Source organism: Pararhodobacter sp. (genome assembly GCF_034676075.1).
Lineage (GTDB): Bacteria > Pseudomonadota > Alphaproteobacteria > Rhodobacterales > Rhodobacteraceae > Pararhodobacter.
Genome location: NZ_JAUCCQ010000014.1, coordinates 33494 through 60128 on the forward strand (window position 1 = coordinate 33494; position 26635 = coordinate 60128).

Here is a 26635-nt window from a genome sequence, read left to right on the forward strand (position 1 = left end):
GGGGTGGTGCGTGCAAGCACGCACCCTACGCAGCCGAGACAGCGGCCCGCCAGAGATGGCGGGCCGTTTGCCCTTGCCGCCCCTCACAGCGCTCCCTGCAGCAGTGCCGCGCGCAGCCGTGCCAGGCCCTCCGCACGATCCTCGGGATCAAGGGCGATCTGGCGCAGCCCTTCCCGCGCCGTCACCGGACGGCGCAGCCAGTCGGGCGCGGGCAGGTCGATCAGCACCCCCCGCGGCGGCAGGATCTCCAGCAGCAGCCGCATCCGGGGCACCCAGGCCTCGACCAGACCCCGGCGCACCAGCGTGAAACGCTCGGGACAGACGGCGGCGAGGCTGCCCAGCGCATGGCCGGTGAAGGCGAAGGCCGCGAAATCCACCTCCGGAAACAGGGCCTTGAGCGGCGCCCGCGCGGCCAGAAACCGGTCGTTGCGGCGCGGATGCACGCGGTAGAAAACATTCGACAGATTGCCCAGCGGCGGCAGCACCAGCGCGAAGGCGACCGCCCAGCGCGCCCGCCCCGCCAGCGCCGGATCGGCCAGATGCAGGTCCACGCCTTCCACTTGCGCCGCGGGCACCAGCAGCCGGTCCAGCGCCCGCGTCCCCAGTGGCCCCGCCATCCGGTCCGGCCCCCGCGGCCCGATCAGCATCAGCGCCCGGTGGCGCAGCGCGGCGCAGGCCGGGCTCTGCCCCAGAGGCGGCACGCCCGCGCGCCCGCGGTCCAGCGGTTGCGGAAAGTGTTGCATGGCCCGTCCCCTTTCATCGCCCGCCAGGAATTCTATCCCCGAATGCTTACAATCCCCTAACCCCGCCCGGTTTCGCCGCGGGGTAAGACTTGCGCCCCCCGGCGCCGGATGCATAAGGTCGCCGCAATCAACCGGGGACAGGTCATGGACATTCAGAGCGTGGGGATCGTCGGCGCGGGGCAGATGGGCAACGGGATCGCCCATGTCTTCGCCATGGCCGGCTTCGATGTGGTGCTCAACGACATCTCGGAGGACGCGCTGAGCCGGGCGCTGGCGCTGATCGACAAGAACCTCGAACGCCAGGTGCAGCGCGGCAAGATCGAGCCGGAGGTCAAGGCCGCCGCCCTCGCCCGGATCCGCACCACGACCCGGCTGGCCGATGTCGGCCCGACCGATCTGGTGATCGAGGCCGCGACCGAGCGCGAGATGGTCAAGCAGGCGATCTTCGAGGATCTGCTGCCGCACCTGAAGCCGCATACCATCCTGACCTCGAACACCTCGTCCATCTCGATCACCCGGCTGGCCAGCCGCACCGACCGGCCCGAGCGCTTCATGGGCTTCCATTTCATGAACCCGGTGCCCGTGATGCAGCTGGTGGAGCTGATCCGCGGCATCGCCACGGATGACGCAACCTACAAGACCATGCATGCGGTGGTGGAGAAGCTGGGCAAGACCGCCGCCTCGGCCGAGGATTTCCCCGCCTTCATCGTCAACCGGATCCTGATGCCGATGATCAACGAGGCGGTCTATACGCTTTACGAGGGCGTGGGCTCGGTCAAATCCATCGACGAATCGCTGAAACTGGGGGCGAACCACCCGATGGGCCCGCTGGAACTGGCGGATTTCATCGGTCTGGACACCTGCCTCGCCATCATGAACGTGCTGCATGACGGGCTGGCGGATACCAAATACCGCCCCTGCCCGCTGCTGACCAAGTATGTCGAGGCCGGTTGGCTGGGCCGCAAGACCCAGCGCGGGTTCTACGATTACCGGGGCGAGGTCCCCGTGCCGACCCGGTAAGGAAAAAGTGAGGGGGGCCAGCCCCCCTCGGCGCGCGGGGCCCGCCTCACCCCCCGGGATATTTGCAGAACGAAGATGGCGGTTAAGGAAGGGTTAAGGCCCTTCTTTGCGCCTCAAATATCCTCGGGGGTGAATTGGCTGAAAGCCAAGAGGGGGCAGAAGGCCCCCTTTCTTCGGCGCCGCGGCACGCGGCGCCGCTGGTCGCCCGAGGAGGGCGCGGCGCAGCCGCTCCCGACGAGGGCGAAACCCCTCCCCCTCTCAGAAGAACTGCTCGCGGATCAGCCGCTCTTCCAGCCCGTGCCCCGGATCGAACAGCAGCCGGTGGCGGATGCTCGGGTCCGAGCGGACCTCGACCGACACGACATCCCGCACCGATTGTCCGTCCCCTTCCGCCATCACCGGGCGCTTGCCCGGGTCCAGCACGTCGAAACGCACGCAGGCGGCCTTGGGCAGCAGCGCGCCGCGCCAGCGGCGGGGGCGGAAGGCGGCGACCGCCGTCAGGGCCAGCACATCGGCGCCGATCGGCAGGATCGGGCCATGGGCCGAGTAATTATAGGCCGTGGACCCGGCGGGCGTGGCCAGCAGCGCCCCGTCGCAGACCAGTTCCTCCATCCGCACCAGCCCGTCGACCGAGATCCGGAGCCGCGCCGCCTGCGGCCCCGCCCGTAGCAGCGAGACCTCGTTGATCGCCAGCGCCTCGTGCACCACGCCCTTGCGGTCGGTGGCCTTCATCGCCAGCGGGTTCAGCACCGTCTCCTGCGCCGCTTCCAGCCGGGCGGGCAGGTCCTCGACCGTGTAATTGTTCATCAGGAAGCCCACGGTCCCGCGGTTCATCCCGTAGACCGGCACGTCCCTATGCTGGGTCGCGTGCAGCGTCTCCAGCATGAAGCCGTCGCCGCCCAGCGCCACGATCACCCCGGCCTGGGCCAGCGGCGCGTCGCCATAGAGCGCCACCAGCTCGGCCCGCGCGGCCTGTGCCGCCTCGGCATGGCTGGCCAGAAAGACGATGGGGCCTCTGCCGCCCTGCCCTGTGGTCACGTTTCTCTCCCGCTCGTCCCGGCCCTTCAGGTTTCGCAAATGCGGCGCGGGCCCGCAATCGGAAAGGGCAATTCGCATCCGGCGCGCATTGCGGCGTTTTCAGCGCTTTCCGCACAGGCGGGGCTGCGATAAACAGCGCCACGACAGCCCCCTTGCCTTGCCCCGGAGATGCGCATGACCCCCTCGACCGGCTTCTTCACCGAAGACCTCGCCACCCGCGACCCCGAGATCGCCCGGGCCATCGGCCTCGAACTCGGCCGTCAGCGCGACGAGATCGAGCTGATCGCCTCGGAAAACATCGTGTCCAAGGCGGTGATGCAGGCCCAGGGCTCGGTCATGACCAACAAATATGCCGAGGGCTATCCGGGCAAGCGCTATTATGGCGGCTGCCAATATGTCGACATCGCCGAGGAACTGGCGATCGAGCGGGCCAAGAAGCTCTTCGGTTGCAACTTCGCCAACGTGCAGCCGAACTCGGGCAGCCAGATGAACCAGGCGGTGTTCCTGGCGCTGCTTCAGCCGGGCGACACCTTCATGGGCCTCGACCTCAATTCGGGCGGGCACCTGACCCATGGCTCGCCGGTCAACATGTCGGGCAAGTGGTTCAACGTCGTTTCCTACGGCGTCCGGGCGCAGGACCAGATCCTCGACATGGACGAGGTCCGGGCCAAGGCGCGCGAGCACAAGCCGAAGCTGATCCTCGCCGGCGGCACCGCCTATTCCCGCGTCTGGGACTGGGCCGCCTTCCGCGAGATCGCCGACGAGGTCGGCGCCTATCTGCACGTCGACATGGCGCATATCGCCGGTCTGGTGGCGGGTGGCGTGCATCCCTCGCCGCTGGAATACGCGCATGTCTGCACGACGACGACGCACAAATCGCTGCGCGGGCCGCGCGGGGGCATGATCCTGTGCAACGACCCGGATATCGCCAAGAAGATCAACTCGGCCGTGTTCCCGGGTCTGCAGGGCGGGCCGCTGATGCATGTGATCGCCGCCAAGGCCGTGGCCTTCGGCGAGGCGCTGGAGCCGGGCTTCAAGGATTACGCGGCGCAAGTCGTGAAGAACGCGCAGGCAATGGCCGATCAGCTGCTCAAGGGCGGGATCAACATCGTCTCGGGCGGGACCGACAACCACCTGATGCTGGCCGACCTGCGGCCGAAGAAGGTGACCGGCAAGGCCGCCGAGGCGGCGCTGGGCCGTGCCCACATCACCTGCAACAAGAACGGTATCCCGTTCGACCCGGAGAAGCCCTTCGTCACCTCGGGCATCCGGCTCGGCACCCCCGCCGGGACCACCCGCGGCTTCGGGGAAGCCGAGTTCCGCCAGATCGCCGACTGGATCGTCGAGGTGGTGGACGGGCTCGCCGCGCATGGTGAGGACGGCAATGCCGAGGTCGAGGCCGCGGTCCGCGCCAAGGTCCAGGCGCTCTGCGACCGCTTCCCGCTCTACCCCGGACTCTGACGACCGCCACGGCGGCTCGACCGCGCGCGGGGCGACAGGGTTCCCGCGCGCCTGCCGGCTCCGATCAAGGGGCCGGCCTCGTTCATCTCCCCGGATCTCCGAGCGGAGCTCTTTGGCGGCATCCGGCCCGCCCGATGGCCGGCAAGGACGCGCTCCTCCTCGTTGCGGCCCTGAACCTGGCGGTATTTCCGCATTTCCAACCGGAACCCCGCAAGGACAGGATCTTCGCCGCCGCCCGAGCGCCGCGCTTGGTCGGCGCGTGAACGGCCCGGCCTTGCGGCCCTTGGCTACAGGGGGCTGTTCCTTTATGTCGCACTCATGGTGGCACGGGCGGTCCTGCCGGAGGCCACGCAGCGCGCACGCGCCGACGATTGAGGTCTGACATGCCCCTGCTGACCACCCTCCGCCACGGCACGCCGACCGATCTGCCGCCCTTGCTGATCGTGCACGGGCTCTTCGGCTCGGCCCGCAACTGGGGCGCCATCGCCAAGCGCATGTCCGACAGCCGCGCCGTTGTGGCGGTGGACATGCGCAACCACGCGGGCAGTTTCTGGGATGAGGAGCATACCTATCCCGCCATGGCCGCCGACCTCGCCGCGGTGATCGAGGCCGAGGGTCAGCCCATGGACGTGATGGGGCATTCGATGGGCGGCAAGACGGCGATGTGGCTGGCCCTGAACCGGCCCGAGCTGGTCAACCGGCTGGTGGTGGCCGATATCGCCCCGGTCAGTTACGGCCACAGCCAGAACCACCTGATCGCCGCCATGCGCGGGCTCGACCTGAGCGGGCTTGACAGCCGGCGCGAGGCCGATGCGCGGCTTGCGGCCACGGTCAAGGACCCAGGCGTGCGCGCCTTCCTGCTGCAATCGCTGGATCTGAAGGCCGAGCCGCCCTGCTGGCGGCTCAACCTCGACGCGCTCGAGCGGCAGATGGATCTGATCACCGGCTGGCCCGACACGAGCGGCCTGGCGCCCTATACCGGCCCCACGCTGTTCCTGTCCGGCGCGCTGTCCGATTACGTCACGCCCGAGGCCCGCCCGGCGATCCGCGCGCTGTTCCCGCAGGCGCGTTTCGCCAAACTGCCCGGCGCGGGCCATTGGCTGCACGCCGAGAAGCCCCGCGATTTCGAGGCGACGCTCCGGGTGTTCTTCGACTGATCCGTCAGAGCGACTGCAGCTTGCGCGCCACCAGCCAGCTGACCGGCAGGGCCAGCAACGCACCGATGACCGCCGCCACGATGATCGACTGGAAGTCGTACAGGTTCAGCGACACCGCAACCACAACGCCGATCCCGGCCAGCGTGGTTCCGACGATGGCGTAAAGCAGGCTCATCAGGCGAAACATGGTCATCCCTCTCGTACTATTTTCGCCGACCATACCGGCGGTGGCGGCTGTGTCCTTGATCTTGCTCAAGTTCCGCCCGGGGCGCACTGCGGCATCTGCGCCCGCCGACCTCAACCGCCGCAGTCGAGCCGCGCAGTCATCACCCCGCTGTCGCCCTGCACGCTGCCCGCGACCAGCGCACAGCCGCTGACCGCCTCGGCGGCGCGGGGCATGGCGGCAAGGATAGCCGCGTGCTGGCTGCGTCGGGCATAGCCCAGGCGAATCACCTGCACCCGGGGCTGCGCCCGGTCGCGGTCCACGTAGACCGCATAGTCCCGCCCGTCGAGCGTGACGCGCCCCTCCTCGGCCCCCCAGAAGGCGCGGTCGGGCGAGGCACAGGCAGCAAGCAGCAGAAGGGCGAGGAGCGGGCGCATCCCGCGAGTGTCGCGCCCCGTGGTTAACACGGGCTTAATACCAGCCACCCTTGCGACCGGGGGCTCGCTTGCGCTATCAGGGCGGCGCGGGTGATTAGCTCAGTTGGTAGAGCGTCTCGTTTACACCGAGAATGTCGGCGGTTCGAGTCCGTCATCACCCACCATCCCCGCGATCACCAGCCATGAAAAAAGCCCCGATCCACAAGGGACCGGGGCCTTCTGCAACCGATGGGCCGGAACTTACATCGCCGGCAGCAGGACGTGGTCGATCACATGGATCACGCCGTTCGACTGGATCACGTCGGCGGTGGTGACATGGGCCATGTTGCCCTGGCCGTCCTCGATGGTGATGACGCCGTTCACGTTGGTGGCGGTGAATTCGCAGCCGCCCACGGTGGTGAAGGTATGGGCGCCGCCATCGGCCGAGATCATGCCGTTGATGTCACCCCAAAGCGCGCGGGTCGGGATCACGTGGCAAGTCAGGATGGTTTGCAGGGTCTGCAGGTTTTCCGGCTTCAGCAGGTCCTCGACCGTGCCCGCGGGCAGCATGGCGAAAGCCTCGTCGGTCGGCGCCAGCACGGTGAAGGGGCCTTCGCCCTGCAGCGTGTCGACCAGACCCGCGGCCTGAACGGCGGCGACCAGCGTGGTGTGGATCGGCGAGTTCACGGCGTTCTCGATGATGTTCATCGATTCCATCATCGGCGCGCCGCCGACGGTCGGATTGGCCAGCGCGAAGGTCGAGGTGGCAGCGGTGAAGACGGCGGCAGCGATAAAGGTTTTCATGTGGTTTCTCCCTTGGAACCAGATCAGGGGCGTCTTGCTTGCCCATGACCCAGTTACGAAGCGAAAGGCGCGACAGTTTCCCGTCGCGCCTCTTTTTTGTGTCACAGGCTCGTGAGCGGTGCCGCGGCCAGAACCGGGCCTGTTGGCAGGTCGCCGGGCGATCCGCCCTCGGGCTCCAGCGACACGGCCAGCGTCACGCCCGGACCGATGGCATCGGTGGCCAGTGCCTCGTGATCGCCCCTGAGCAGACCCAGCGAGCGCGGCACGCCGTCCTCGCCGATCGCCCAGAGCTGATAGTCCTGCCCTTCGGCCGCACCCGGGCCGCTGCGGTCGATCTGCAGCAGGGCGCCGTCGAAGCGCGCCTCGAAGACCAGCGCGCCGCCATCCAGCCGGGCGACCAGCTCGGCCGGTTGCGGCGGGAATTGCGGCCAGATCACCACGGCCAGCGCCAGCACCGCCGCCACCAGCGTGCCGGTCAGCCACAGCCAGCCGAAGCGGCGGCGTCCGGCCGGGGCCGGGGCCTCGTCACCACCGAAGAGCGCGGCTTCGACCCGGGGAAAGACCTCGGGCGAGACGGGGCCGTCCTCGTAGGCTGCATTCAGCAGCGCCAGCCGGTTCTCCCAGGCGGCGATGCGCTCCTGCAATGCGCCTTCGAGTTCGGCGCGCTTGGCCACCGCCTGCCGTTCGGGCGCGGGCAGCACGCCCAGCACGTATTCCGCGGCCAGAAGGTCGTCGCGGTCTTCGGGCGGCCAGGCGTCGGATTGGAAGGTATCGCTCATCTGTCCAGGCACTCCCTCAGTCGCAGCAGGCCCCGGCGCAGCCATGTCCGCATCGTGTTCAGCGGCACGCCATGGCGTTCGGCCAGGTCGAGGTACGAGATGCCTTGCAGATACGCCCCCTTGATCGCCAGGGCGCGGTCATTCTCCAATTCGTCGAAGCAATCGACGACGCGACGCGCCTCGCCCTCGGCGATGAGCCCCGCCTCCGCCCCGGCGGCCTTGTCGGCGACGCGGTCCAGCGGGTCCTGCCCGTCCTCGTCGCGCGCGACCTCCTGCCGGAAACCGGCGCGTTCGGGCCGGGCCCGCAGCCGGTCCAGCGCATGATTGCGGGCCACGGCAATGAGCCAGCTCATGCCCGCCCCCCGTTCGGGGCGGTACTGGGCGGATCGTTGCCAGACCCTTATGAAAACTTCCTGCATGGCGTCATCCACCTCGGCTCTGTTGCCGAGGATACGGGTCAGCACGCCGGATAGTTTCGCGGCGCTGGCGGCATAAAGCGCCTCGAAGGCGGAACGGTCCCCCCCGGCGACGCGTTGCAGCAAAAGGCTGATCTGGTCGACCGTCACATTTCCTCCGTTCTGGCGGCCTCGGCTCGGGCGCCCTGTTCCGGGCATGGCCCGGCTCACAGCTAGAGCCCGGCGACGTTACGTCCAGCGGATTTGCCGCTGGACAGCGGCAGGAGTGGCGGCTACCAAATTCCGGATAGAGAATACCATTCCAAGGGGGGAATGCCGCTTGAGCGACGAGGCCGCCTTGCAGCGTCCGGTGGGGGCGCTGGTGCATGCGCTGCGCATCCTGCGGCACCTCTCGGCTCTGGGTCGGCCCGCGGGGGTCAACGCCATTTCCCGGGCGACGGGCGTCAGCCCCTCCACCTGTTTCAACCTCCTGCGGACGCTGGCGGCCGAGGGGCTGGTGACCTTTGACGCCGGGGACAAGACCTATCGCCCCGGTCTGGGGCTGGTGGAACTGGCCGTGGGCGTGCTGGGCACCAACCCCGGCGACCTGATCCGCCCGGAACTGGAGCGTCTGGCCCGGCAATACCGCGTGCTGATGTGCCTGTGGCACATCACCGGCGACGACCGGATCGTGCTGATCGAACGTGCCTTCGAGCCCGCCGCCACCCGCGTGGACCTGCCGCTGGGCAAGCGCCTGCCCGCCTATACCGGCGGCGTCGGCCGGGTGCTGGCCGCCCAGCGGAACCTGCCCGAGGCCGAGATCCGCCGCCATTACGACGCACTGCGCTGGGAAAGCCCGCCCCCCGATTTCGCCGCCTACCGCGCCAGCATCGAGGCCGCCGGCCGCGACGGCTATGCCGAGGATCTGGGCCAGCTCTATGTCGGCGTCGATGTGGTCGGCGCGCTGATCGTGGATGCCGCGGGTCAGGCGCGCTATGGTATGTCCAGCATCTCGTTGGCCGGGCAGATGGATGATGACGCCCGCCGCGCCATCGGCGAGGATCTGGTCCAGACCTGCCGCCGCATCGGCCATGCGCTATTCGCCGCGCCCCAAGGCGCGTTTCCCGTTTCGACCTGAGAGGAGTCCGTGATGGAAGGTCCCGTCCGCTATGAATCCCACGGCGATATCGCCGTGATCCGCATCGACAACCCGCCGGTGAATGCCACCAGCCACGCGGTGCGTGAAGGGCTGGTCGCTGCCGCCGCGCAATTCGCCGCCTCGCCCGAGAAGGTCGCGGTGCTGGTGGCCGAGGGGCGCACCTTCATCGCCGGGGCCGATATCACCGAATTCGGCAAGGCCCCGCGCGAGCCGCATCTGCCCGATGTGATCAACCGGATCGAGGCCAGCGAAAAGCCCGTGGTCTGCGTGATCCACGGCACCGCGCTGGGCGGCGGGTTCGAAGTGGCGCTGGGGTGCCATTACCGGGTGATGCTGAAAGGCGCGCGGATCGGCCTGCCGGAGGTCAATCTGGGCCTGCTGCCCGGCGCAGGCGGCACGCAGCGCCTGCCCCGGCTAATCGGCATCGTGCCCGCGTCCGAGATCTTCACCTCGGCCGCGCAGGTCAAGGCCGAGGATTGCCTCGCGCTGGGGATCGTCGACGAACTCTCGACCGCCGATCCGTTCGAGGCCGGGATGACCTTTGCCCGCAAGGTTCTGGCCGAGGGGCTGCCGGTGCGCCGCGTCAGCGAAATGGCGGTGCCGCCGACCGATGCCGAGGCGCTGGCCGCGCTGAAAAAGAAGGTGGCGAAGGCCAATCCGGGCCATGTCTGTCACCTGCGCGCCATCGACACCGCGGTCGAGGGCACCAAACTGCCCTTCGCCGAGGGGATGAAGCTGGAACGCGCGGCTTTCTGGGACATGATGCAGACCCCGCAGCGCGCCGCCATGATCCACGCCTTCTTCAGCGAGCGCAAAGTCGCCAGCCTGCCCGAACTCAAGGGCGTGGAGCCGCGCAAGCTGGCGCAGATCGGTGTGATCGGCGGCGGCACGATGGGCGGCGGCATCGCGGTGTCCTGCCTGCTGAGCGGCCTGTCGGTGGTGCTGATCGAGCGCGACGCCGAGGCGGTCGAGAAGGCCCATAACGGCATCGCCCGCACGCTGGCCGACAGCGTGAAGCGCGGCAAGCTGGGCGCCGATGCGCGCGACATGCTGCTGGCCGACAAGCTGCTGGTCACCGACGATTACAACAAGCTGTCGAATGCCGATCTGGTCATCGAGGCGGTCTTTGAATCGATGGAGGTGAAGAAGGACGTCTTCACCAAGCTCGACGCCGTCTGCAAGCCGGGCGCGGTGCTGGCCTCGAACACCTCGTATCTGGACGTGGACGAGATCGCCGCCATGACCAAGCGGCCCGAGGATGTGATCGGCCTGCATTTCTTCAGCCCCGCGCATGTCATGCGCCTGCTGGAGATCGTCGTCGCCGCCAAGACCGCCAAGGATGTGGTCGCCACGGGCTTTGCGCTGGCCAAGGCGCTGAAGAAGGTGCCGGTCCGGGCGGGCGTCTGCGACGGCTTCATCGGCAACCGCATCCTCAAGACCTATCGCACCGCGGCCGACATCATGGTGCTGGAAGGCGCCTCGCCCTTCCAGGTGGACAAGGCGCTGGAGGAGTTCGGCTTTGCCATGGGCCCCTATGCGGTCGCCGACCTTGCCGGGATCGACATCGGCTATCTGACCCGCAAGCGTCTGGCGCCGACCCGCAAGCCGGGCGAACGCTGGGGCGAATGGGGCGATGTGCTCTATGAAATGGGCCGCCTGGGTCGCAAGACTGGCCACGGGCATTATATCTACGACGAAGCCAGCCCCAAAGGCCGCCCCGACCCCGAGGTCGAGGAGATCATCGCCCGCGAGCGCAACGCCAAGGGGATCACCCCGCGCAGCTTCACCGACGCCGAGATCGTCGAACGCTACATGGCGGCGATGATCAACGAAGGCGCCAAGGTGGTGGGCGAGGGGATCGCGCTGCGCCCGCTCGATGTCGATGTGACCAAGCTCTTCGGCTACGGCTTCCCGCGCTTCCGGGGCGGGCCGATGCATTACGCCGACAGCCTGGGGCTGGCGAAGGTGCTGGCCAGCGTCGAGGCGGCCTATCAGGCGGGGGACGCGATCTTCGAACCCGCGCCGCTGCTGAAGAAACTGGTGGCCGAGGGCAAGACCTTCGCCGACCTCAACTGACCAACGGGGCGCGCCCCCAAGCGGCGCGCCTGCCCCCGGGGAGGAGCAAACCCATGCGTGAAGCCGTCATCGTTTCCACCGCCCGTACCGCCATCGGCAAGGCCTATCGCGGGGCCTTCAACAAGACCCATGGCGTGACCATCGCCGCCCATGCCGCCCGTCATGCCGTGGACCGTGCGGGCATCGACCCGGCACTGATCGAGGATTCGATCTGGGGCTGCGCGCTGCCCGAGAACGTCACCGGCGGCAACATGGCCCGGCAGGTGGTGATCCGCGCGGGTCTGCCGGTCAGCGTGGCGGGGACCACGGTGAACCGCTTCTGCGCCAGCGGTTTGCAGGCCATCGCCATGGGCGCCCACATGATTACGCAGGAAAGCGCGCGGGCGATGCTGGTGGGCGGGGTGGAGAGCATCAGCCTCAACCAGCCCAGCCCCCGCAACGCGCCCGAGCCGTGGATTCTGGAGCATAAGCCGGAACTCTATCTGCCGATGATCGACACGGCCGATATCGTCGCCCAGCGCTATGGCGTCAGCCGCGAGGCGCAGGACGAATACGCCTTGCGCAGCCAGCAGCGGATCGCGGCGGCGCAGGCGGGCGGGATCTTCGCCGACGAGATCGTGCCGATGGACGTGATGATGGGCGTTCAGGACAAGGTGACCAAGGAAATCAGCGAAAAGGCCGTCACCCTGACGCAGGACGAATGCAACCGCCCCTCGACCACGCTGGAAGGGCTCGCCTCGCTCGACCCCGTGCGCGGCCCCGGCAATTTCGTCACGGCGGGCAACGCCAGCCAGCTCTCCGACGGCGCCGCCTCGCTGGTGCTGATGGAAGCCAAGGAGGCCGAGCAACTGGGCCTTGAACCCCTCGGCGCCTTCCGCGGTTTCGCCGTGGCGGGCTGCGAGCCCGACGAGATGGGCGTGGGGCCCATCTATGCCGTGCCGCGCCTTCTGGACCGCGCCGGCCTGCTGGTCGACGACATCGACCTGTGGGAGTTGAACGAGGCCTTCGCCAGCCAGTGCCTCTATTGCCGCGACCATCTGGGCATCGACCCCGAGAAGTACAACGTCAACGGCGGCTCCATCGCCATCGGCCACCCCTATGGCATGTCGGGGGCGCGGATGGCGGGGCATATCCTGCTGGAAGGCCGCCGCCGCAAGGCGAAATGGGGCGTCGTCACCATGTGCATCGGCGGTGGCGCCGGGGCCGCGGGCCTGTTCGAGATCTTCTGAGGGAGAAAGACATGGACCTGAATTACACCGCCGAGGAAATGGAATTCCGCGAGGAAGTCCGCGCCTTCCTCAAGGCCAAGCTCCCGCCCGAGATCGCCGCCAAGGTCGCCTCGGCCACGCAGCTGAGCAAGGCCGATTACGACCTCTGGCATCTGGCGCTTGCCGAGCAGGGCTACCTCTCCGGTCCCTGGCCGAAGAAATTCGGCGGGCAGGAATGGTCGGCCGTGCAGAAACACATCTTCGAGGAGGAATGCGCGCTGGCCCATGCCCCGCGCATCGTCCCCTTCGGCGTTGCGATGCTGGCCCCGGTGCTGCAGGCCTTCGGCTCGAAGGAGCAGCAGGACTATTACCTGCCCCGCATCCTGTCGGGCGAGGATTGGTGGTGCCAGGGCTATTCCGAACCCGGCGCGGGCTCGGATCTGGCCTCGCTCAAGACCCGCGCGGTGCGGGAGGGCGATCATTACATCGTCAACGGGCAGAAGACCTGGACCACGCTCGGCCAATACGCCAACAAGATCTTCTGCCTGGTCCGCACCTCGACCGAAGGCAAGCCGCAGGAGGGGATCAGCTTCCTGCTGATCGACATGGACAGGCCCGGGATCGAGGTCCGGCCGATCATCCTGATCGACGGCGAGCATGAGGTGAACGAGGTCTGGTTCACCGATGTGAAGGTCCCGGTCGAGAATCTGGTCGGCAAGGAAAACGAAGGCTGGACCTATGCCAAATACCTGCTGACCCATGAACGCACCGGCATCGCTGGCGTGGGCGGCACCAATGCCGGGCTTCAGGCGCTGAAGCGGCTGGCGCATAGCGAGATGCAGCACGGCCGCCCGCTGATCGAGGATCCGCTCTTCGCCGCGCGTCTCGCCCGGTTCGAGATCGAGCTGATGGCCATGGCCACCTTCAACCTGCGCACCGTGGCGGGGGCGGATGCGGGCAAGGCGCCCGGCGCCGAAAGCTCCATGCTGAAGATCAAGGGCTCGATCATGCGCCAGCAGATCAACGATCTGGCCCGGCGCGCGGTGGGGCCCTGGGCCATGCCTTTCGTGTCCGAGCAACTGGCCGGCAACCTCTACCACCCTGGGCCGGAATACGCGGCCAAGGCGTCGAACGTGTATCTCAACAACCGCAAGATCTCGATCTATGGCGGCTCGAACGAGGTGCAGCGCGGGATCATCACCAAAGCCATTCTGGGGCTCTGAGGGGGGCGGAACCATGGATTTCAACCATACCGAAGAACGCCGGATGCTGGCCGATTCCCTGCGCCGCTCGCTGGAGCGCGGCGCGGATTGGGCGGCGCTGGCCGAGCTGGGGGTGCTGGGCGCGCTCTTCACCGAGGACGAGGGCGGCTTCGGCGGCCAGGGCTTCGACATCGCCGTGGTGTTCGAGGAACTGGGCCGCGCAGGTTCCGATGCCCCGGTGCTGGAAGCAGGGCTGGCGGGCGGTCTGCTGGCCGATGCAGGCCGCGCCGATCTGGTGGAACAGATCATCGGCGGGGAGCTGAAGGTCGCACTGGCCCATTGGGAGACGGGGATGCGCTATGACCTCGGGCCGGTCTCGGTCTCGGTCCATGACGGGCATCTGTCCGGGCGCAAGAGTTTCGTCACCAATGCCGAGGGCGCCGACCTGCTGGTCGTTTCGGCCGTCGCGCATGGCAAGACCGCGCTCTTCCTCGTCGATCCGAAAGCGCCGGGCGTGACGCTGCACACCACGCCCGCGCTGATGGGCGGCACGATCAGCGAGATCACCTTCGACCGCGCCCCGGCCGAAAGCCTGGGCGATGCCGGAACGCTGGAGGCCCGTGTCGCCGCCGCCACCCTCGCGGTCTGCGCCGATGCGCTGGGGGCGATGGAGACGGCGAAGGCGATGACCCTCGACTACCTGCGCACCCGCAAGCAATTCGGCGTGCCGATCGGCAAGTTCCAGGCACTGCAGCACCGCATGGCCGATGTCGCGATCGAGATCGAGATGGCGCGCTCGGCGCTCATCAACCTCGCGGGCCACCTGGGCGCCCCGGCGCCGACCCGCGACCGGCACGTGAGCGCGGCGAAGAACCTGATCGGCCGGGTGGCCAAGCTGGTGGCGGAAGAGGCGATCCAGATGCATGGCGGCATCGCCATGACCGAGGAATACGCGCTTTCGGACGTGGCGCGCCGTCTGGTCGCCGTCGATCACCGTTTCGGCGACGAGGATTGGCACCTGGCCCGGTTCATGAAGCTTTCGGCATGAATGACGCCCGCGCCCATGGCGTCACCGGCACCGCGCGTCTGTTGGGCTATACCATCGACCTCGCCCCTGAGGGGGCGACGGTCAGCATGGCCGTGACCGAAGATCACACCAACCGGCAGGGCAACCTGCACGGCGGGTTGATCGCCACGCTCCTGGACACGGCGATGGGGGCGACGGCCAGCCATCTGCGCGGCGATGGCGGGCGCGTGCCCTTCCTGACGCTCAGCCTGACGGTCAACTTCCTGGCCCCCGCGCCCCGGGGCCGGGTCAGCGCCACCGGGCGCATCACCGGCGGCGGGCACAAGACCGTCTTTGTCGAGGCCACCGCCCGCGACGGGGAGGGGAATCCGGTCGCCCATGCCGTCGGAACCTTCAAGCGGGCGGCGGGCTGAGGGCCTGCAACCACCGGGCGCATCCGCCGCAGGATCGCCAGCCAGCGCCACGGAAAGCAACAAAATCTTTAAGAGTTGCGGGAACTTTCGGAACCCTGCGGCGTTGTCGCAGGATGTTCTCCAAGGGGGAGGGCAATCGACAGAGATAGGCCCCATCGTTGCACCCACCGACTGACGACCCGACCGCCGGGCGAACTTCCTTGCGGGTGCTGCTGCGAACCGCGACCAGCGAGGCCCATGCGCTCCTTGACGCGCATATCTCGCAACTCGACCTGCGCGAACCGGGCCCGCGCGCGGTCTATTCCCGGATCCTGTACCGTGGAACGCTCCGGGTCGGGCATGCCTGCCAGTGGCAGGCGGCCGAGGCCACGGCGCTCATGGCGCGGATGGTCGAGGCGCTGGGCCCCGACTTCCCCGACGACAATCCGTCGCACTACGATGTCCCGGTCGAGGCCGATGCCGCCGCCTATGTGATGCTCGGCTCGCAGATGGGCCTCTCGCTGCTCCGGCAGGGTCTGGCGCCCGCGCAGCGCACCGGCGCACTGGCCCTGGCGCCCGATACCGCCGCCTGGACCGCCTTTTCCCAGCGCATCGCCCGCTGCGCCACCGGGACCGAGGCCGCCCAGCGTATCGTCGACGATGCCTGCCGCATCTTCGGCATCTTTCAGGCAGAGGCCGCGACCCTTCTCACGCCCGCCGCGGAACGGACCCCATGAACGACCCTTTCATCTCGACCGACACGCCCGTCGATCTGACGAATTGCGACCGCGAGCCGATCCACATTCTGGGCAACGTGCAGAGCTTCGGCGCGCTGATCGCCATTTCGGCCGACTGGATCGTGCAGCACGCCTCGGAAAACAGCGAGCATGTGCTGGGGATCGCCGCCGATTCGCTGATCGGCTGCCCCTTGGGCGACTTCCTGCCCGCCGCCAGCGTCGCCAAGCTGCGCGAACGGCTGGGCGGGTCCAGCAATGAAAATTCGGTGGCGCGGCTCTTCGGTTTCGACGTCTTCGGCGACGGGCGGCTTTTCGACATCAGCGCCCATCAGTCGAACCTGAGCTTCGTCTTCGAATTCGAGGCCAAGTCGCGCGGCACCGATCACGACGAACTGGCCATCGTCACGCCGATGATGCGCCGCATCTCGGTCGAGAAGGACATCCTCGGCGTGTCGCAGACCGCGGCCGAGCAATTGCGTAGCCTTGCCGGGTTCGACCGGGTGATGGTCTATCAGTTCGGCCCCGAAGGCGACGGCAGCGTCATTGCCGAGGCCAAGGACAGCCAGGATGCCGAGACCTATCTCGGCATGCATTTCCCGGCCTCGGACATTCCCCGCCAGGCGCGCGACCTCTACAAGCGCAGTCTGCTGCGGCTGATTTCGGACGTGGACGATCCCGTCTCGCCCATCGTGCCGCAATACAGCCCCGAGGGGCAGCCCTTGGACCTGTCGCTGGCCGTGACCCGCGCCGTCTCGCCCATCCATCTGGAATACCTGCGCAACATGCGGGTGCGGGCCTCGATGTCGGTCTCCATCGTCATCCGGGGCGAGCTTTGGGGCCTCTTCGCCTGCCATCACCGCGAACCGCTCTATGTCGATTACGAGCGTCGCACCGCCATCGAACTCCTGGCGCAATTCTACGCCTACGAGCTGGAACGGCGCGAGGCCCGGGCGGTCAGCGAAACGGCGGGCCGGGCGCAGAAGCTGCACGACCGGCTGATGATGCAGCTCAGCTCGAACGAGGATCTGGAGCACGGCTTCCAGGGAATCGTGCGCGAGATCGCCAAGGTGATCCGCTTCGACGGCATCGCGCTCTATTCCGACGGCAAATACGTCACCCATGGCAAGACGCCGGGCTTCCAGGATTTCCAGACCATCGCCCGGTTCCTCAACACCTCGACCGTGTCGCGGGTCTATGCGACCGACCACCTGGTCGCCCGCCTGCCCTCGATGGAGCATGTGATCGACTGCTGCGCCGGGATCCTGGCCATTCCGATCTCCCGCAAGCCGCGCGACTACATCGTCCTTTTCAGGACCGAGGCCGTGCGGCAGGTCGCCTGGGCTGGCAATCCGCACAAACCCGTCGAGGTCGGCGCCTATGGCGCGCGGCTGACGCCCCGCAAGAGCTTCGAGATCTGGAAGGAAGAGATCGGCAGCCGGTCCGAGCAATGGTCGCCCACCGCGCTTCGCGCCGCCGAGGCGATCCGCATCACCCTGCTGGAAGTGGTGCTGAAACTGGCCGATGAGGTCAACAACGAGCGCAAGCGCGCCCAAGACCAGCAGGAATTGCTGATCGCCGAGCTGAACCACCGGGTCCGCAACATCCTTGGCCTGATCCGCTCGCTGGTGAAGCAATCGCGCAAGACCACAGGCTCCATCGAGGAGTTCACCGCCGCCATCGACGGACGGATCCACGCCCTCGCCCAGGCCCATGACCAGCTGACCGAGATGGAATGGAAGCCCGTGGCCTTCCGCGAACTGCTCAGGACCGAGCTGCGGGCCTATCTGGGCGGCGACGAACGGCGCCTCATCCTGTCCGGCCCCGAGATCGACCTCTCGCCCGAGGCCTTCGCCACCATGGCGTTGGTCTTTCACGAACTGGTCACCAATTCGGTCAAGTACGGCGCCCTCTCGACCGCGGCGGGCCGGGTCGAGGTGCAGACCACCTTCCTCGGCGACGGCTTCGTGCGGATCACCTGGACCGAAAGCGGCGGCCCGGCCGTGCAGCCCCCCAGCCGCCGCGGCTTCGGCACGACGATCATCGAAAAGTCGATCCCCTTCGAGCTGGAAGGCGCGGCCGAGGTCGATTTCCGCCTGACCGGCCTGCACGCCGACTTCCTGCTGCCCGAACGCTTCGTCCGCGAAGGCGCGGCGCGGCCGGTCGCCAGCAGCAAGCCCGCCCAGATCGAGACGGCCGAGAAACTGGCGCTGTCCGGCGTGGCGCTGGTGGTCGAGGACAATCTGATCATCGCCATGGATGCGTCGGACATCCTCAGCGATTTCGGGGCCGAGGTGGTGCATATCGCCTCGTCCGTGGCCGAGGCGTTCCGCGTCGCCGATGCCAGCAACCTGTCGCTGGCGATCCTGGACATCAACCTGGGGTCGGAAACCAGCCTGCCGGTCGCCAAATACCTGGCTGCGCGCGAGATCCCCTTCGTGCTGGCCAGCGGCTATGGCAGCCAGTCGGATGCGCTGGCCCAATTCCCGCCCGCGCCGGTGGTGCAAAAGCCCTATACCGCCGAAACGCTGTCCAAGGCCCTGATCCGGCTGCGCGAAGGCGGCTGATCAGGCCGCCGGAGGCTCCGCCCCGACCAGCGCCTTGAGGTCGCCCATCGCCCGGGCCGCGGCCTGCCCGCTCTCTTCCAGCGACTGGGCGAGGGCCTCGGCCCGTTCGGGCGTGACGCCCCGCCGCAGGATGTTCGCGGCCGAGATCGCCGCGGTCGAGAGATTGGCGATCGTGTGCAGTGTCTGGGCCAGCGCCGCTGCGGCGTCCCGGCTTTTCAGCGCCGCCTCGGCGTCATCGGCGGGGCCGGTCGCAGGCGTCGACAGCAACAGGATGCGCGCGACATTGCCGCCGACCCAGTCACAGGGCACCGCCTCGACCTGCCAGGGGCCGTGCCGGCCGGTGGCGATCAGACTGGCGGCGAAGCGGGTGGCGTGACCTTCGAAACAGGCGGCGACCGCTGCGGCGGCGCGGGCGCGGTCCCCGCCTTCGCAAAGCGTCAGCCAGTCCTTGCCGCAGACCTCGCTCGCGTCCTGCTCGATCAGCGCCAGACCGGCGCGGTTGACCGCGGCGATGCGCCCCTCGGCATCGACCAGCATCGCGCAGACGCGGGTGTATTGGGCCAGATAGCCGACGATGACCGACAGAGTGCTGGGCGCAATCTGCGCATCTGCGAGAATCATGAGCCCCCCGGAGCCCCGAATTTTCGGCTACCGTACACCGGAGTTTGATGGCCGAAAAGTGCGATGCGGATCAGGGGTTTCCGCCGTTCCCGCGCCGTCCCTGAGCGCCCGGCAGGGGTCCCGTTACGTCAACCACCCTGCAAGACGTCGCGCAAGGCCCGTCCGGCTGTCCGGGGCCGCGCTCTGCGCCATCCGATCCGCAACAGGGTGCGACACGACCGCGCCGGGCCCCGAACCGGGCGCCCTGCGCGGCGGCCTTCCTCACGGAAACGTGACCGCCGGTCACTCCGGATCGAACAGCTCCGCCTGCCCCGCGGGACGCGGCGGCGGCAGGCCCAGATGCCGCCAGCTCGCCTGCGTCAGCATCCGGCCGCGCGGGGTGCGGGCGATCAGCCCCTGCTGCAGAAGGTAAGGCTCGATCACCTCCTCGATGGCGTCGCGGCTCTCGCTCAGCGCGGCGGCGATGGTCTCCACCCCCACCGGCCCGCCGCCATAGCTGTCCGCCAGCAGCCGCAGATAACGGCGGTCTGCGCCGTCCAGACCCAGATGATCCACTCCCAGCCGGGTCAGCGCATCGTCGGCGAGCCCGCGGTGCAGCGTGCCATCGCCCTCGACCAGCGCGAAATCGACCACCCGGCGCAGCAGCCGCCCGGCGATCCGCGGCGTGCCCCGCGCCCGCCGCGCGATCTCACGCACGCCCTCGGCATCGGCGGCGACGCCGAGCAGCCGCGCGCCCCGGGCGACGATCTCGCACAGCTCGGGCTCGGTGTAGAACTGCAACCGGGTCGGGATGCCGAACCGGTCCCTCAGCGGCGTGGTCAGCAGCCCCAGCCGGGTGGTGGCGCCGACCAGCGTGAAGGGCTGCAACTCGATCCGCACGGTCCGCGCCGCCGGCCCCTCGCCGATCACCAGATCGAGCTGGAAATCCTCCATCGCCGGATAGAGCACTTCCTCGACCGCCGGGTTCAGCCGGTGGATCTCGTCGATGAAGAGGACGTCGCGCGCCTCCAGATTGGTCAGGATCGCCGCCAGATCGCCGGCCTTGGCCAGCACCGGGCCCGAGGTCATGCGGAACCCGACCCCAAGCTCCCGCGCCATGATCTGCGCCAGCGTGGTCTTGCCCAGACCGGGCGGGCCGTAGAACAGCGTATGGTCCATCGCCTCGCCGCGCATCTTGGCCGACTGGATGAAGACCTTGAGATTGGCCCGCGCCTCGTGCTGGCCGATGAACTCGTCCAGCATCTGCGGCCTGAGCGCGCGGTCGGTATCCTCGGGCTGACGGTCCGGGCGGAGGGTGGGGTCGGGATTGCTCATGGGGAGAGAGTGTTCCGAAAGGCTGGATGGGACAAGGGACGAGGGCGTCGCGCCACGGGGCACTCGAAGGGGTAAATCATTTCACAGGCATTACCCAGTTGGCTGGCCCTTTCCGCCAGATCTTCCCGCCTCGTCCCCGACAAACCTCGGGTTCATCGGTTCAGGCCAAACTGTCTCGTGTGCAGGCGCGTCATCCACTGTTGTTCGACCCGTGTCACCTCTTCGATCGGCGCGGCCGGTGACAGGAGCTCCAGGATCGAGAACGTAAAATTCGTGGTACTGCGGCGTGACAGTTCGTGGGTGACACCGATCTCCCCCGCCACGTGGGCACGCCACCGACCGAGAAGGTTCTCTTCGCCATAAGCCGCGCCGACATAGCGTGATTTGTCGTAGGAATCGAAGATCAGATAGATGCCGCGCCAGTGTCGCAATTGCTCGGCCCAGCGGATCGGCAGGGTACGCAGGGTGGGCGTGTCCAACACCAGCTCGCGCCAATCGGGCATGGGTGGCGACAGGTCTGGCGTGCGGGCGATTTCGAGGATCTCAAGCGGCGTCGTTTCAGCGAGCCGCATATAGGCGCGAGAGCCGGGGTCTCGTACTATCAGGCGCCCCTTGAGCTCGGCCAGTTCCGGCAGGGGCTCAAAGTCGAATTGCGCCCGCCCGGGCTGTCCGGTGCGTTCAGCCTCGGCAGAAAAGTTGAAATTGCTGCCGGTTAGGTCGTTCACCCGGCGAAACAAAGGATCGCTATCCAGATCGGCGGCTGTACGGTCCTGCCAGCTGCGTTTGCGATAGAGCGACACGAAGACCAACTCGCCCGGAGTGCGCATCAGGAACGAGGCCATGACAGCGCGGGACTTCAACGTTCTTTGCGGACCAGCCGCATGGGTCGATTGATAAACCTCGAACAATTCCGGCGCCGTGTCGATCATCATCGCCAACGCGTCACGCTCCCTCCGCATCGGTGGCTTGTGAAGGCAGAGCGCGACGTCGGCCGGAGCTAGTCCAACGGTTTGAAGGAGGGTACGAAAATCCATCGGCTCACCCCTTCGGCGCCAGCAGTTTCAGGGCGGCGCGGATCAGGGCCGGGGTTTCGCTTTCCTCTTCGGCGGCGGTGGCGACGGCCTGTGCGGCTTCGGAGGGCGCATAGCCGAGGTTGGTCAGCGCCGACAGCGCGTCGGCCTGCGCCTGCTGGGCCTGACGGCGGGCCGAGGGTTTGGCGGGTTTCGGGGCGGGAGCGGCGGCAGGCGCCTCCTCCACCGGTTCGACCAGCGGCGCGTCCTCGTCCAGATCCGGGGCGGCGCTGCCCATGGCCATCACGGCGGGCGCCTTGTCCTTCAGCTCCATCACCACGCGGCTGGCGAGTTTCGGCCCGACGCCCGGCGCCTTGCGGATGGCGCCCGCGTCGCCGATCGCCAGCGCCCGCGCCACGCCTTCGGGCCCCAGCGTGCCCAGGATCGCCATCGCCGCCTTGGCGCCCACGCCCTGCACCGACATCAAGAGCCGGTGCCATTCCTTCTCAGCCAGGGTCTGGAACCCGAAGAGCTGGAGCAGATCCTCGCGCACCAGCAATTCGGTATAGAGCGCGGCCATGCCGCCCGGCCCCGGCAGCGCCATCCGCGTGCGGTCCGAGACATGGACGATATAGCCCACGCCCCGCACGTCGAGCAGCACGTGATCGGATCCCTTGTAATCGATCCGCCCCGAGAGTTTGCCGATCATCCCGCCGCCCTCAGCGCTGCCTGCAGCCGCCCGGCGCTTTGCATGTGGAAGGCATGGCAGATGGCGACGGCCAGCGCATCGGCGGCATCGGGGCCGTCGATCTGCGCGCCCGGCAATTGCATCCGCACCATGTGATCCACCTGCACCTTGGCCGCCTTGCCGACGCCGACCACCGCCTTCTTCACCGCATTGGGGGCGTATTCCCCGACCACGAGCCCCGCCTGCGCCGGCACCAGCAGCGCCACGGCCCTTGCGTGACCCAGCTTCAGCGTGGCCACGGCATCCTTGTTGACGAAGGTCTGTTCGACCGCGGCGCAATCGGGGCGCTGCGCCGCCACCACCGCGGTGAGCTGCCGGTAGAGACCCAGCAGCCGCGTTGCCAGATCCGCCGTGCCGTCCGAATGCAGGACCCCGTTGGCGACGTGCTTCAGGCGGCTGCCGTCCACGTCGATCACCCCCCAGCCGAGGTTGCGCAAACCGGGGTCGATTCCCATCACACGCATCACGAAGCCCTGCCTGTTCCTGCTGGCGCGGTTGCCCCGGCCTTGCCCGCTGACTAGCACGAAAAGTGAACATTGACCAGCGCAAAGGCGATTCGCCGGTGCGAGGGGTCACAATCCTGTTGCATCCTTCGCAAAGGACCCTAAATTGGTCGCATTCACCCTCAATCCGTCGCGCACGGGGTGGGTCCCCACGCCGCTTGCCATGCTTGGCTTGCATGGCGGGATTGCGCGTTCCCTGTCTTCTCGCTGCACCTGCAAAGAGCTATCTACGGCTCGCAAGCACAATGCTTTGGCAGTTTTGAAACGACAGGAGCCTCCGATGGCCTTCTTTACCTCCGCCCGCCCCGTCGCCGACGGCGTGTTCGGCCGCAGCCTCGGGTTCTCGTTCGCCGATACCTTTGCCCGCGTCGCCGCGTGGAATGACAAGCGTGTCACCCGCCGCGAGCTGGCGAAGCTCTCCGACCGCGAGCTCGACGATATCGGCCTGTGCCGTGGCGACATCGAGGATGTGGTCGGCGCCCTGCGCTGATCCCACCCCGCCACAACGACGGCAGCGCCGCCCGGGAAACCGGCGCGGCGCTTTGCTTTGCAGCGGGCGCGGTCAGCGCGTCTGGGTCAGAGCGTCTCGGTGACCCCGGGGCGCGGCGCCTGGCGCAGGGCCGCGGCCAGCGTGGCGCTGATCGGATCGGCCCCGGCAAACCAGTGATGGATCTGCGCGGCGATCCCGGCCCCCTCACCGGGCGGCTCGGCGAAGGCATGGCCGTTATGGGCCACGGCCGCCGCTTTCAGAACGAAGAAACAGACCAGCGTCGCGGCGAAAGCCGAGAGGATGGCGGCGGCGCGACGCGGCTTTTGCTCGCGCGCCTTCACCGCCTCGACACGGGCGGCGAGGACATGGGCCATGCGGCGGCGGAAATCGGGACTTTGCATCGGGCACACTCGGTATCTTGACCAGAGGCGCCGAGGCTAAGGACCGAGTTTGGCGAAATTCAGGCGCGGCGCAGCACCAGCGTGGTCCAGTCGCCGATTTCCTCGCGCTCCACTTCGGTGAAACCCGCCGCCTGATAGGCCGCCAGCACATCCGCCGCCTGGGTGTTCAGGAGGCCCGAGAGGATGGCCAGGCTCCCGGCCTCGGTGTGCCGGGCCATATCGGGGGCGATCTGGATCAGCGGGCCCTTGAGGATATTGGCGAAAACCAGATCATAGGGCGCGCGGGCATGGATCAGGTCATGATCGAAGCCCATGGCCTCCAGGCATTCGACGCGGCCAGCGAGGCCATTGGCGACGACATTGGCTTCGGCCACATCGACGGCGACCTGGTCGATATCGGTGGCGAGCACCGTCTCGGGCCAGATCTTGGCCGCGCCCATGGCCAGCACCGCCGTGCCGCAGCCGACGTCAATGACGTTCTTGCCGTGAAAGCCCCCCGTGGCCAGCCGGTCCAGCGCCTTCAGGCACCCCAGCGTGGTGCCGTGATGGCCGGTGCCAAAGGCCATGGCGGCCTCGATCAACAGACCGATGCGGTCGGCGGGCAGCTTCTCGGCGTCATGGCTGCCATAGACGAAGAAGCGCCCGGCCTCGACCGGCTTCAGCTCGCGGCGGACATGGGCGACCCAGTCGATTTCCGGCAATTCGGAGATCGCGAATTCAGCCGAACCGAAAGCCGCGGCCATCAGCGTGAGGGCGATGTCGTCGGGCACTTCGGTGAAATAGGCACCGACCTCCCACAGACCCGAACCGTCCTCCAGCTCGAAGACGCCCACGCCCACCGGCGCCGGATCCAGCTCTTCCAGAGCCTCGCCCAGGGCCTGGGCGCGGGTTTCATCGGACAGCGTGGTCAGGGCGGTATAGGTCGGCATGGGGCCTCCGGGGTTGCCTTGCGGGCCTAGCGCGTCCGGCCCCGCAAGGCAAGGGCGCACCCCTTGCGCTTCATTCTGCGGAAAATACGCACGGGGGTTTCCAAAGGGGGAGCGTGCTCCCCCTTTGGCGAGGGGGTCCGGGGGGCGAGCAGCCCCCCGGCTACCCGTCAAACCCCGGCTCGTCCAAAAGCGTCCGGCCCAGGCGATCCTCGACCTCGATCACCCACAGATCCGGGTCCCGCCCCCGCTCCCGCGCGATCTGGGCGTCGATCTCGGCCTCGGGACCGCGGGCGACTTCGGCCCAGCGGGACACGTCTTCCATCAGATCGAACTGGCGGCGGTGCAGGCTGGCAGTGCCGTCGAGCGGGCTTTGCTTGATCAGAACCGAGCCCGCGGTCGCGTCGCCCTTCGTCACCACGAAAGCCGGGATATCGGCCAGACGCAGGCGGGTCAGATAGGCCTGGACCCAGAACCCGGCCGTCAGGCGCGGGGTCACGGGTGGAGCGAGGGGGCTGCTCGCCCCCTCGCGCTCCCCTCGCCAAAGGGGGGCACGCCCCCCTTTGGAAACCCCGTGCGTATTTCCCGCAGAATGAAATCAGGCATCGCCGTCGCGGAAATCGAGGCCCATCTCGCCATAGCGTTCGGCCTCGTTCAGCCAGTTCTCGCGCACACGCACCGTCAGGAACAGGTGCACCTTGCGGCCGAGGAATTCGGCGATCTCGGCGCGGGCCTGCTGGCCGATGGCCTTGACCGTCTCGCCCTTGTGGCCCAGCACGATGCCCTTGTGCCCGTCGCGCGCGACGAAGATCACCTGGTCGATGCGGGTGGAGCCGTCTTCGCGGTCCTCCCAGGCCTCGGTTTCCACGGTCAGCTCGTAGGGCAGTTCCTGATGCAGCCGGAGCGTGCATTTCTCGCGCGTCATCTCGGCGGCGATCATCCGCATCGGCAGGTCGGCGATCTGATCCTCGGGGTAGAGCCACGGCCCTTCGGGCAGCGCGCCCGCCAGCCATTCCTTCAGGTCCTGGGCGCCGTGGCCGCGTTCGGCGGAAATGAGGAAGGTCTTCTCGAAGGGGAAGGCCTCGTTCATGGTCTGGGTCAGCTTCAGCAACGCCTCGGCCTTCACCTTGTCGATCTTGTTGATGGCCAGCGCGATGCGGCGGCCTTCGGCGCGTTCCCTCAGCGAGGCGAGGATCGCCTCGACCCCTTCGGTGAGCCCGCGATGCGCCTCGATCAGCAGCACCACGATATCGGCATCGGCAGCGCCGCCCCAGGCGGCCGCCACCATGGCGCGGTCCAGCCTGCGGCGGGGGCGGAAGAGGCCCGGCGTATCGACGAAGACGATCTGCGCCTCACCCTCCAGGGCGATGCCGCGGATCCGGGCGCGGGTCGTCTGCACCTTATGCGTGACGATCGAGACCTTCGCCCCCACCATCCGGTTCAGAAGCGTCGATTTGCCGGCGTTCGGCTCTCCGATCAGGGCGACGAAGCCCGCGCGTGTGGTCATTTTGGGTCCTGTCTCATCCGCCATGCCGCCCCTTATACCATGCGCAGCGCCACTGCCACCAAATGCTGGATTCTTCGAAGCAAGCAAGGCAATCTGGCCATCATTCACGAGTGAAGGAGTGTTGCGTGAGGCTGATAACCCTGTTGCGCCGGTTGTTCCGCGCGTCCTCTGCCCCCAGACGTTCCGCCCCGACCTCCGATCCCCGACATCCGCGCCGCCCGCCGGTCCAGCCCTCGGGCGTGCCCTCGGCGCAAAGCGGCGGCGCGATCCTGACGCAGAGGCGGATCCTGACTGGCCCCTGTTTCGTCATCGATGGCGACACGATCATCATCGACGGCGTACGACTCAGGCTTTACGGCATCGACGCGCCCGAGATGAACCACCCTTGGGGCAAGCGCGCGAAATGGGCAGTGGTCGAGATGACGCGCGGTCACCGGGTGCGAGCGGAACTGTTGGACGATGTCAGCTACGACCGCTGCGTGGCGCGCTGCTATCTGCCCGACGGGCGCGACATCGGCGCGGAACTGGTCGGCCTTGGCCTGGCTCTGGACTGGCCGAAATTCTCGGGCGGGTGTTACCGGCACCTCGAACCCGAGGGCGTGCGGCGCAAGCTCTGGCGGGCCGATGCGCGTCAGAAAGGGCGGATGCCACCCGAACCGGCCCGCTAGGACCGCGCCTTGACTGTTCGCGACCGGGCCAGCGTGAACAAGCCCGAGCCGACGATCAGCGCCGAGCCCAACAGCATCGGCAGGTCCGGGCGCTCGCCGAAGATCG

29 protein-coding genes and 1 tRNA gene are annotated in these 26635 nt (G+C 68.0%); 14 read left to right on the plus strand and 16 right to left on the minus strand.

Going from position 1 to position 26635, the window contains the following annotated elements:
• Positions 1-83: 83 nt before the first annotated feature.
• On the minus strand, positions 84-743 hold the full coding sequence (locus VDQ18_RS07150) for a DUF6473 family protein (RefSeq protein ID WP_323020290.1): 660 nt from the start codon (positions 741-743) through the stop codon (positions 84-86).
• Positions 744-887: 144 nt separating this feature from the next.
• Between VDQ18_RS07150 and VDQ18_RS07155 the strand changes: the two genes are divergently transcribed.
• Entirely contained in the window at positions 888-1763 is an 876-nt protein-coding gene (locus tag VDQ18_RS07155) for a 3-hydroxybutyryl-CoA dehydrogenase (protein WP_107752285.1), read from the plus strand.
• 258 nt (positions 1764-2021) lie between these two features.
• On the opposite strand, the gene VDQ18_RS07160 is transcribed toward VDQ18_RS07155, so the two are convergent.
• Positions 2022-2801, minus strand: a complete 780-nt coding sequence (locus VDQ18_RS07160; protein WP_323020291.1) for an NAD kinase — start codon at positions 2799-2801, stop codon at positions 2022-2024.
• 174 nt (positions 2802-2975) lie between these two features.
• On the opposite strand from VDQ18_RS07160, the gene glyA reads away from it, so the two are divergent.
• Positions 2976-4262: a serine hydroxymethyltransferase gene (gene glyA, locus VDQ18_RS07165; RefSeq protein WP_323020292.1), complete on the plus strand. Its 1287-nt coding sequence runs from the start codon at positions 2976-2978 to the stop codon at positions 4260-4262.
• Between the two features lie 383 nt (positions 4263-4645).
• Positions 4646-5419: an alpha/beta fold hydrolase gene (locus VDQ18_RS07170; protein WP_323020293.1), complete on the plus strand. Its 774-nt coding sequence runs from the start codon at positions 4646-4648 to the stop codon at positions 5417-5419.
• Positions 5420-5423: 4 nt separating this feature from the next.
• On the opposite strand, the gene VDQ18_RS07175 is transcribed toward VDQ18_RS07170, so the two are convergent.
• Both VDQ18_RS07175 and VDQ18_RS07180 read right to left on the minus strand, forming a co-directional pair.
• Positions 5424-5606, minus strand: coding sequence for a hypothetical protein (locus VDQ18_RS07175; protein WP_323020294.1), 183 nt, complete (start codon positions 5604-5606; stop codon positions 5424-5426).
• A gap of 110 nt (positions 5607-5716) precedes the next feature.
• Complete coding sequence (locus VDQ18_RS07180; RefSeq protein WP_323020295.1) at positions 5717-6019, minus strand: hypothetical protein; 303 nt, start codon at positions 6017-6019, stop codon at positions 5717-5719.
• 88 nt (positions 6020-6107) lie between these two features.
• Between VDQ18_RS07180 and VDQ18_RS07185 the strand changes: the two genes are divergently transcribed.
• Positions 6108-6183 (plus strand) — tRNA-Val (locus tag VDQ18_RS07185).
• Positions 6184-6259: 76 nt separating this feature from the next.
• Here VDQ18_RS07185 and VDQ18_RS07190 read toward each other — a convergent pair.
• The 3 genes from VDQ18_RS07190 to VDQ18_RS07200 all read right to left on the minus strand — a co-directional run bounded on the left by VDQ18_RS07190 (position 6260) and on the right by VDQ18_RS07200 (position 8147).
• Positions 6260-6802 carry a fasciclin domain-containing protein gene (locus VDQ18_RS07190; RefSeq protein WP_323020296.1) on the minus strand — a complete coding sequence of 181 codons (543 nt, stop codon included), beginning with the start codon at positions 6800-6802 and terminating at the stop codon, positions 6260-6262.
• A gap of 101 nt (positions 6803-6903) precedes the next feature.
• Positions 6904-7581, minus strand: a complete 678-nt coding sequence (locus VDQ18_RS07195) for an anti-sigma factor domain-containing protein (RefSeq protein WP_323020297.1) — start codon at positions 7579-7581, stop codon at positions 6904-6906.
• Complete coding sequence (locus VDQ18_RS07200) at positions 7578-8147, minus strand: sigma-70 family RNA polymerase sigma factor (RefSeq protein ID WP_323020298.1); 570 nt, start codon at positions 8145-8147, stop codon at positions 7578-7580. Before VDQ18_RS07200 ends, VDQ18_RS07195 begins: the two co-directional genes overlap by 4 nt.
• A 169-nt stretch (positions 8148-8316) precedes the next feature.
• Here VDQ18_RS07200 and VDQ18_RS07205 point away from each other — a divergent pair, with 169 nt between their 5' ends.
• The 8 genes from VDQ18_RS07205 (at position 8317) to VDQ18_RS07240 (ending at position 18341) form a co-directional block, all read left to right on the plus strand.
• Entirely contained in the window at positions 8317-9114 is a 798-nt protein-coding gene (locus tag VDQ18_RS07205; RefSeq protein WP_323020299.1) for an IclR family transcriptional regulator, read from the plus strand.
• A gap of 12 nt (positions 9115-9126) precedes the next feature.
• The gene (locus VDQ18_RS07210) at positions 9127-11211 is read left to right on the plus strand and encodes a 3-hydroxyacyl-CoA dehydrogenase NAD-binding domain-containing protein (protein WP_323020300.1); all 2085 of its coding nucleotides are present in this window, start codon (positions 9127-9129) and stop codon (positions 11209-11211) included.
• 53 nt (positions 11212-11264) lie between these two features.
• Positions 11265-12440: an acetyl-CoA C-acyltransferase gene (locus VDQ18_RS07215; RefSeq protein ID WP_323020301.1), complete on the plus strand. Its 1176-nt coding sequence runs from the start codon at positions 11265-11267 to the stop codon at positions 12438-12440.
• Between the two features lie 11 nt (positions 12441-12451).
• Positions 12452-13642, plus strand: coding sequence for an acyl-CoA dehydrogenase family protein (locus tag VDQ18_RS07220; RefSeq protein ID WP_323020302.1), 1191 nt, complete (start codon positions 12452-12454; stop codon positions 13640-13642).
• 13 nt (positions 13643-13655) lie between these two features.
• Entirely contained in the window at positions 13656-14669 is a 1014-nt protein-coding gene (locus VDQ18_RS07225) for an acyl-CoA dehydrogenase (RefSeq protein ID WP_323020303.1), read from the plus strand.
• Complete coding sequence (locus VDQ18_RS07230; protein WP_323020304.1) at positions 14666-15061, plus strand: PaaI family thioesterase; 396 nt, start codon at positions 14666-14668, stop codon at positions 15059-15061. Before VDQ18_RS07225 ends, VDQ18_RS07230 begins: the two co-directional genes overlap by 4 nt.
• Positions 15062-15261: 200 nt before the next feature.
• Complete coding sequence (locus tag VDQ18_RS07235; protein ID WP_323020305.1) at positions 15262-15777, plus strand: hypothetical protein; 516 nt, start codon at positions 15262-15264, stop codon at positions 15775-15777.
• Positions 15774-18341, plus strand: a complete 2568-nt coding sequence (locus VDQ18_RS07240) for an HWE histidine kinase domain-containing protein (protein WP_323020306.1) — start codon at positions 15774-15776, stop codon at positions 18339-18341. Before VDQ18_RS07235 ends, VDQ18_RS07240 begins: the two co-directional genes overlap by 4 nt.
• Here the strand turns inward: VDQ18_RS07240 and VDQ18_RS07245 are convergent, their stop codons facing one another.
• The 5 genes from VDQ18_RS07245 to ruvC all read right to left on the minus strand — a co-directional run bounded on the left by VDQ18_RS07245 (position 18342) and on the right by ruvC (position 22498).
• Positions 18342-18962: a PAS domain-containing protein gene (locus VDQ18_RS07245; protein ID WP_323020307.1), complete on the minus strand. Its 621-nt coding sequence runs from the start codon at positions 18960-18962 to the stop codon at positions 18342-18344.
• A gap of 282 nt (positions 18963-19244) precedes the next feature.
• Positions 19245-20276: a Holliday junction branch migration DNA helicase RuvB gene (ruvB, locus tag VDQ18_RS07250; RefSeq protein ID WP_323020308.1), complete on the minus strand. Its 1032-nt coding sequence runs from the start codon at positions 20274-20276 to the stop codon at positions 19245-19247.
• 152 nt (positions 20277-20428) lie between these two features.
• The gene (locus tag VDQ18_RS07255) at positions 20429-21310 is read right to left on the minus strand and encodes a GIY-YIG nuclease family protein (protein WP_323020309.1); all 882 of its coding nucleotides are present in this window, start codon (positions 21308-21310) and stop codon (positions 20429-20431) included.
• Positions 21311-21314: 4 nt separating this feature from the next.
• Positions 21315-21995 carry a Holliday junction branch migration protein RuvA gene (gene ruvA, locus VDQ18_RS07260; RefSeq protein ID WP_323020310.1) on the minus strand — a complete coding sequence of 227 codons (681 nt, stop codon included), beginning with the start codon at positions 21993-21995 and terminating at the stop codon, positions 21315-21317.
• Complete coding sequence (gene ruvC / locus VDQ18_RS07265; protein ID WP_323020311.1) at positions 21992-22498, minus strand: crossover junction endodeoxyribonuclease RuvC; 507 nt, start codon at positions 22496-22498, stop codon at positions 21992-21994. The genes ruvA and ruvC overlap by 4 nt, the downstream gene beginning before the upstream one ends.
• Positions 22499-22817: 319 nt before the next feature.
• On the opposite strand from ruvC, the gene VDQ18_RS07270 reads away from it, so the two are divergent.
• Positions 22818-23027, plus strand: a complete 210-nt coding sequence (locus tag VDQ18_RS07270; RefSeq protein ID WP_107752307.1) for a DUF1127 domain-containing protein — start codon at positions 22818-22820, stop codon at positions 23025-23027.
• An 86-nt stretch (positions 23028-23113) separates the two neighbouring features.
• Here VDQ18_RS07270 and VDQ18_RS07275 read toward each other — a convergent pair whose 3' ends face one another.
• The 4 genes from VDQ18_RS07275 to era form a co-directional block, all read right to left on the minus strand.
• A complete protein-coding gene (locus VDQ18_RS07275; RefSeq protein ID WP_323020312.1) occupies positions 23114-23428 on the minus strand; it encodes a hypothetical protein in 315 nt (104 codons plus the stop codon).
• 59 nt (positions 23429-23487) lie between these two features.
• Positions 23488-24357: a 50S ribosomal protein L11 methyltransferase gene (locus VDQ18_RS07280; RefSeq protein WP_323020313.1), complete on the minus strand. Its 870-nt coding sequence runs from the start codon at positions 24355-24357 to the stop codon at positions 23488-23490.
• 160 nt (positions 24358-24517) lie between these two features.
• A complete protein-coding gene (locus VDQ18_RS07285) occupies positions 24518-24853 on the minus strand; it encodes a DUF1491 family protein (RefSeq protein ID WP_323020314.1) in 336 nt (111 codons plus the stop codon).
• 99 nt (positions 24854-24952) lie between these two features.
• Positions 24953-25861 (minus strand): GTPase Era, encoded by a 909-nt coding sequence (gene era, locus VDQ18_RS07290; RefSeq protein WP_323020315.1) that lies wholly within the window; start codon positions 25859-25861, stop codon positions 24953-24955.
• 125 nt (positions 25862-25986) lie between these two features.
• Here era and VDQ18_RS07295 point away from each other — a divergent pair, with 125 nt between their 5' ends.
• Positions 25987-26529 (plus strand): thermonuclease family protein, encoded by a 543-nt coding sequence (locus VDQ18_RS07295; RefSeq protein WP_323020316.1) that lies wholly within the window; start codon positions 25987-25989, stop codon positions 26527-26529.
• Positions 26530-26635: the final 106 nt, after the last annotated feature.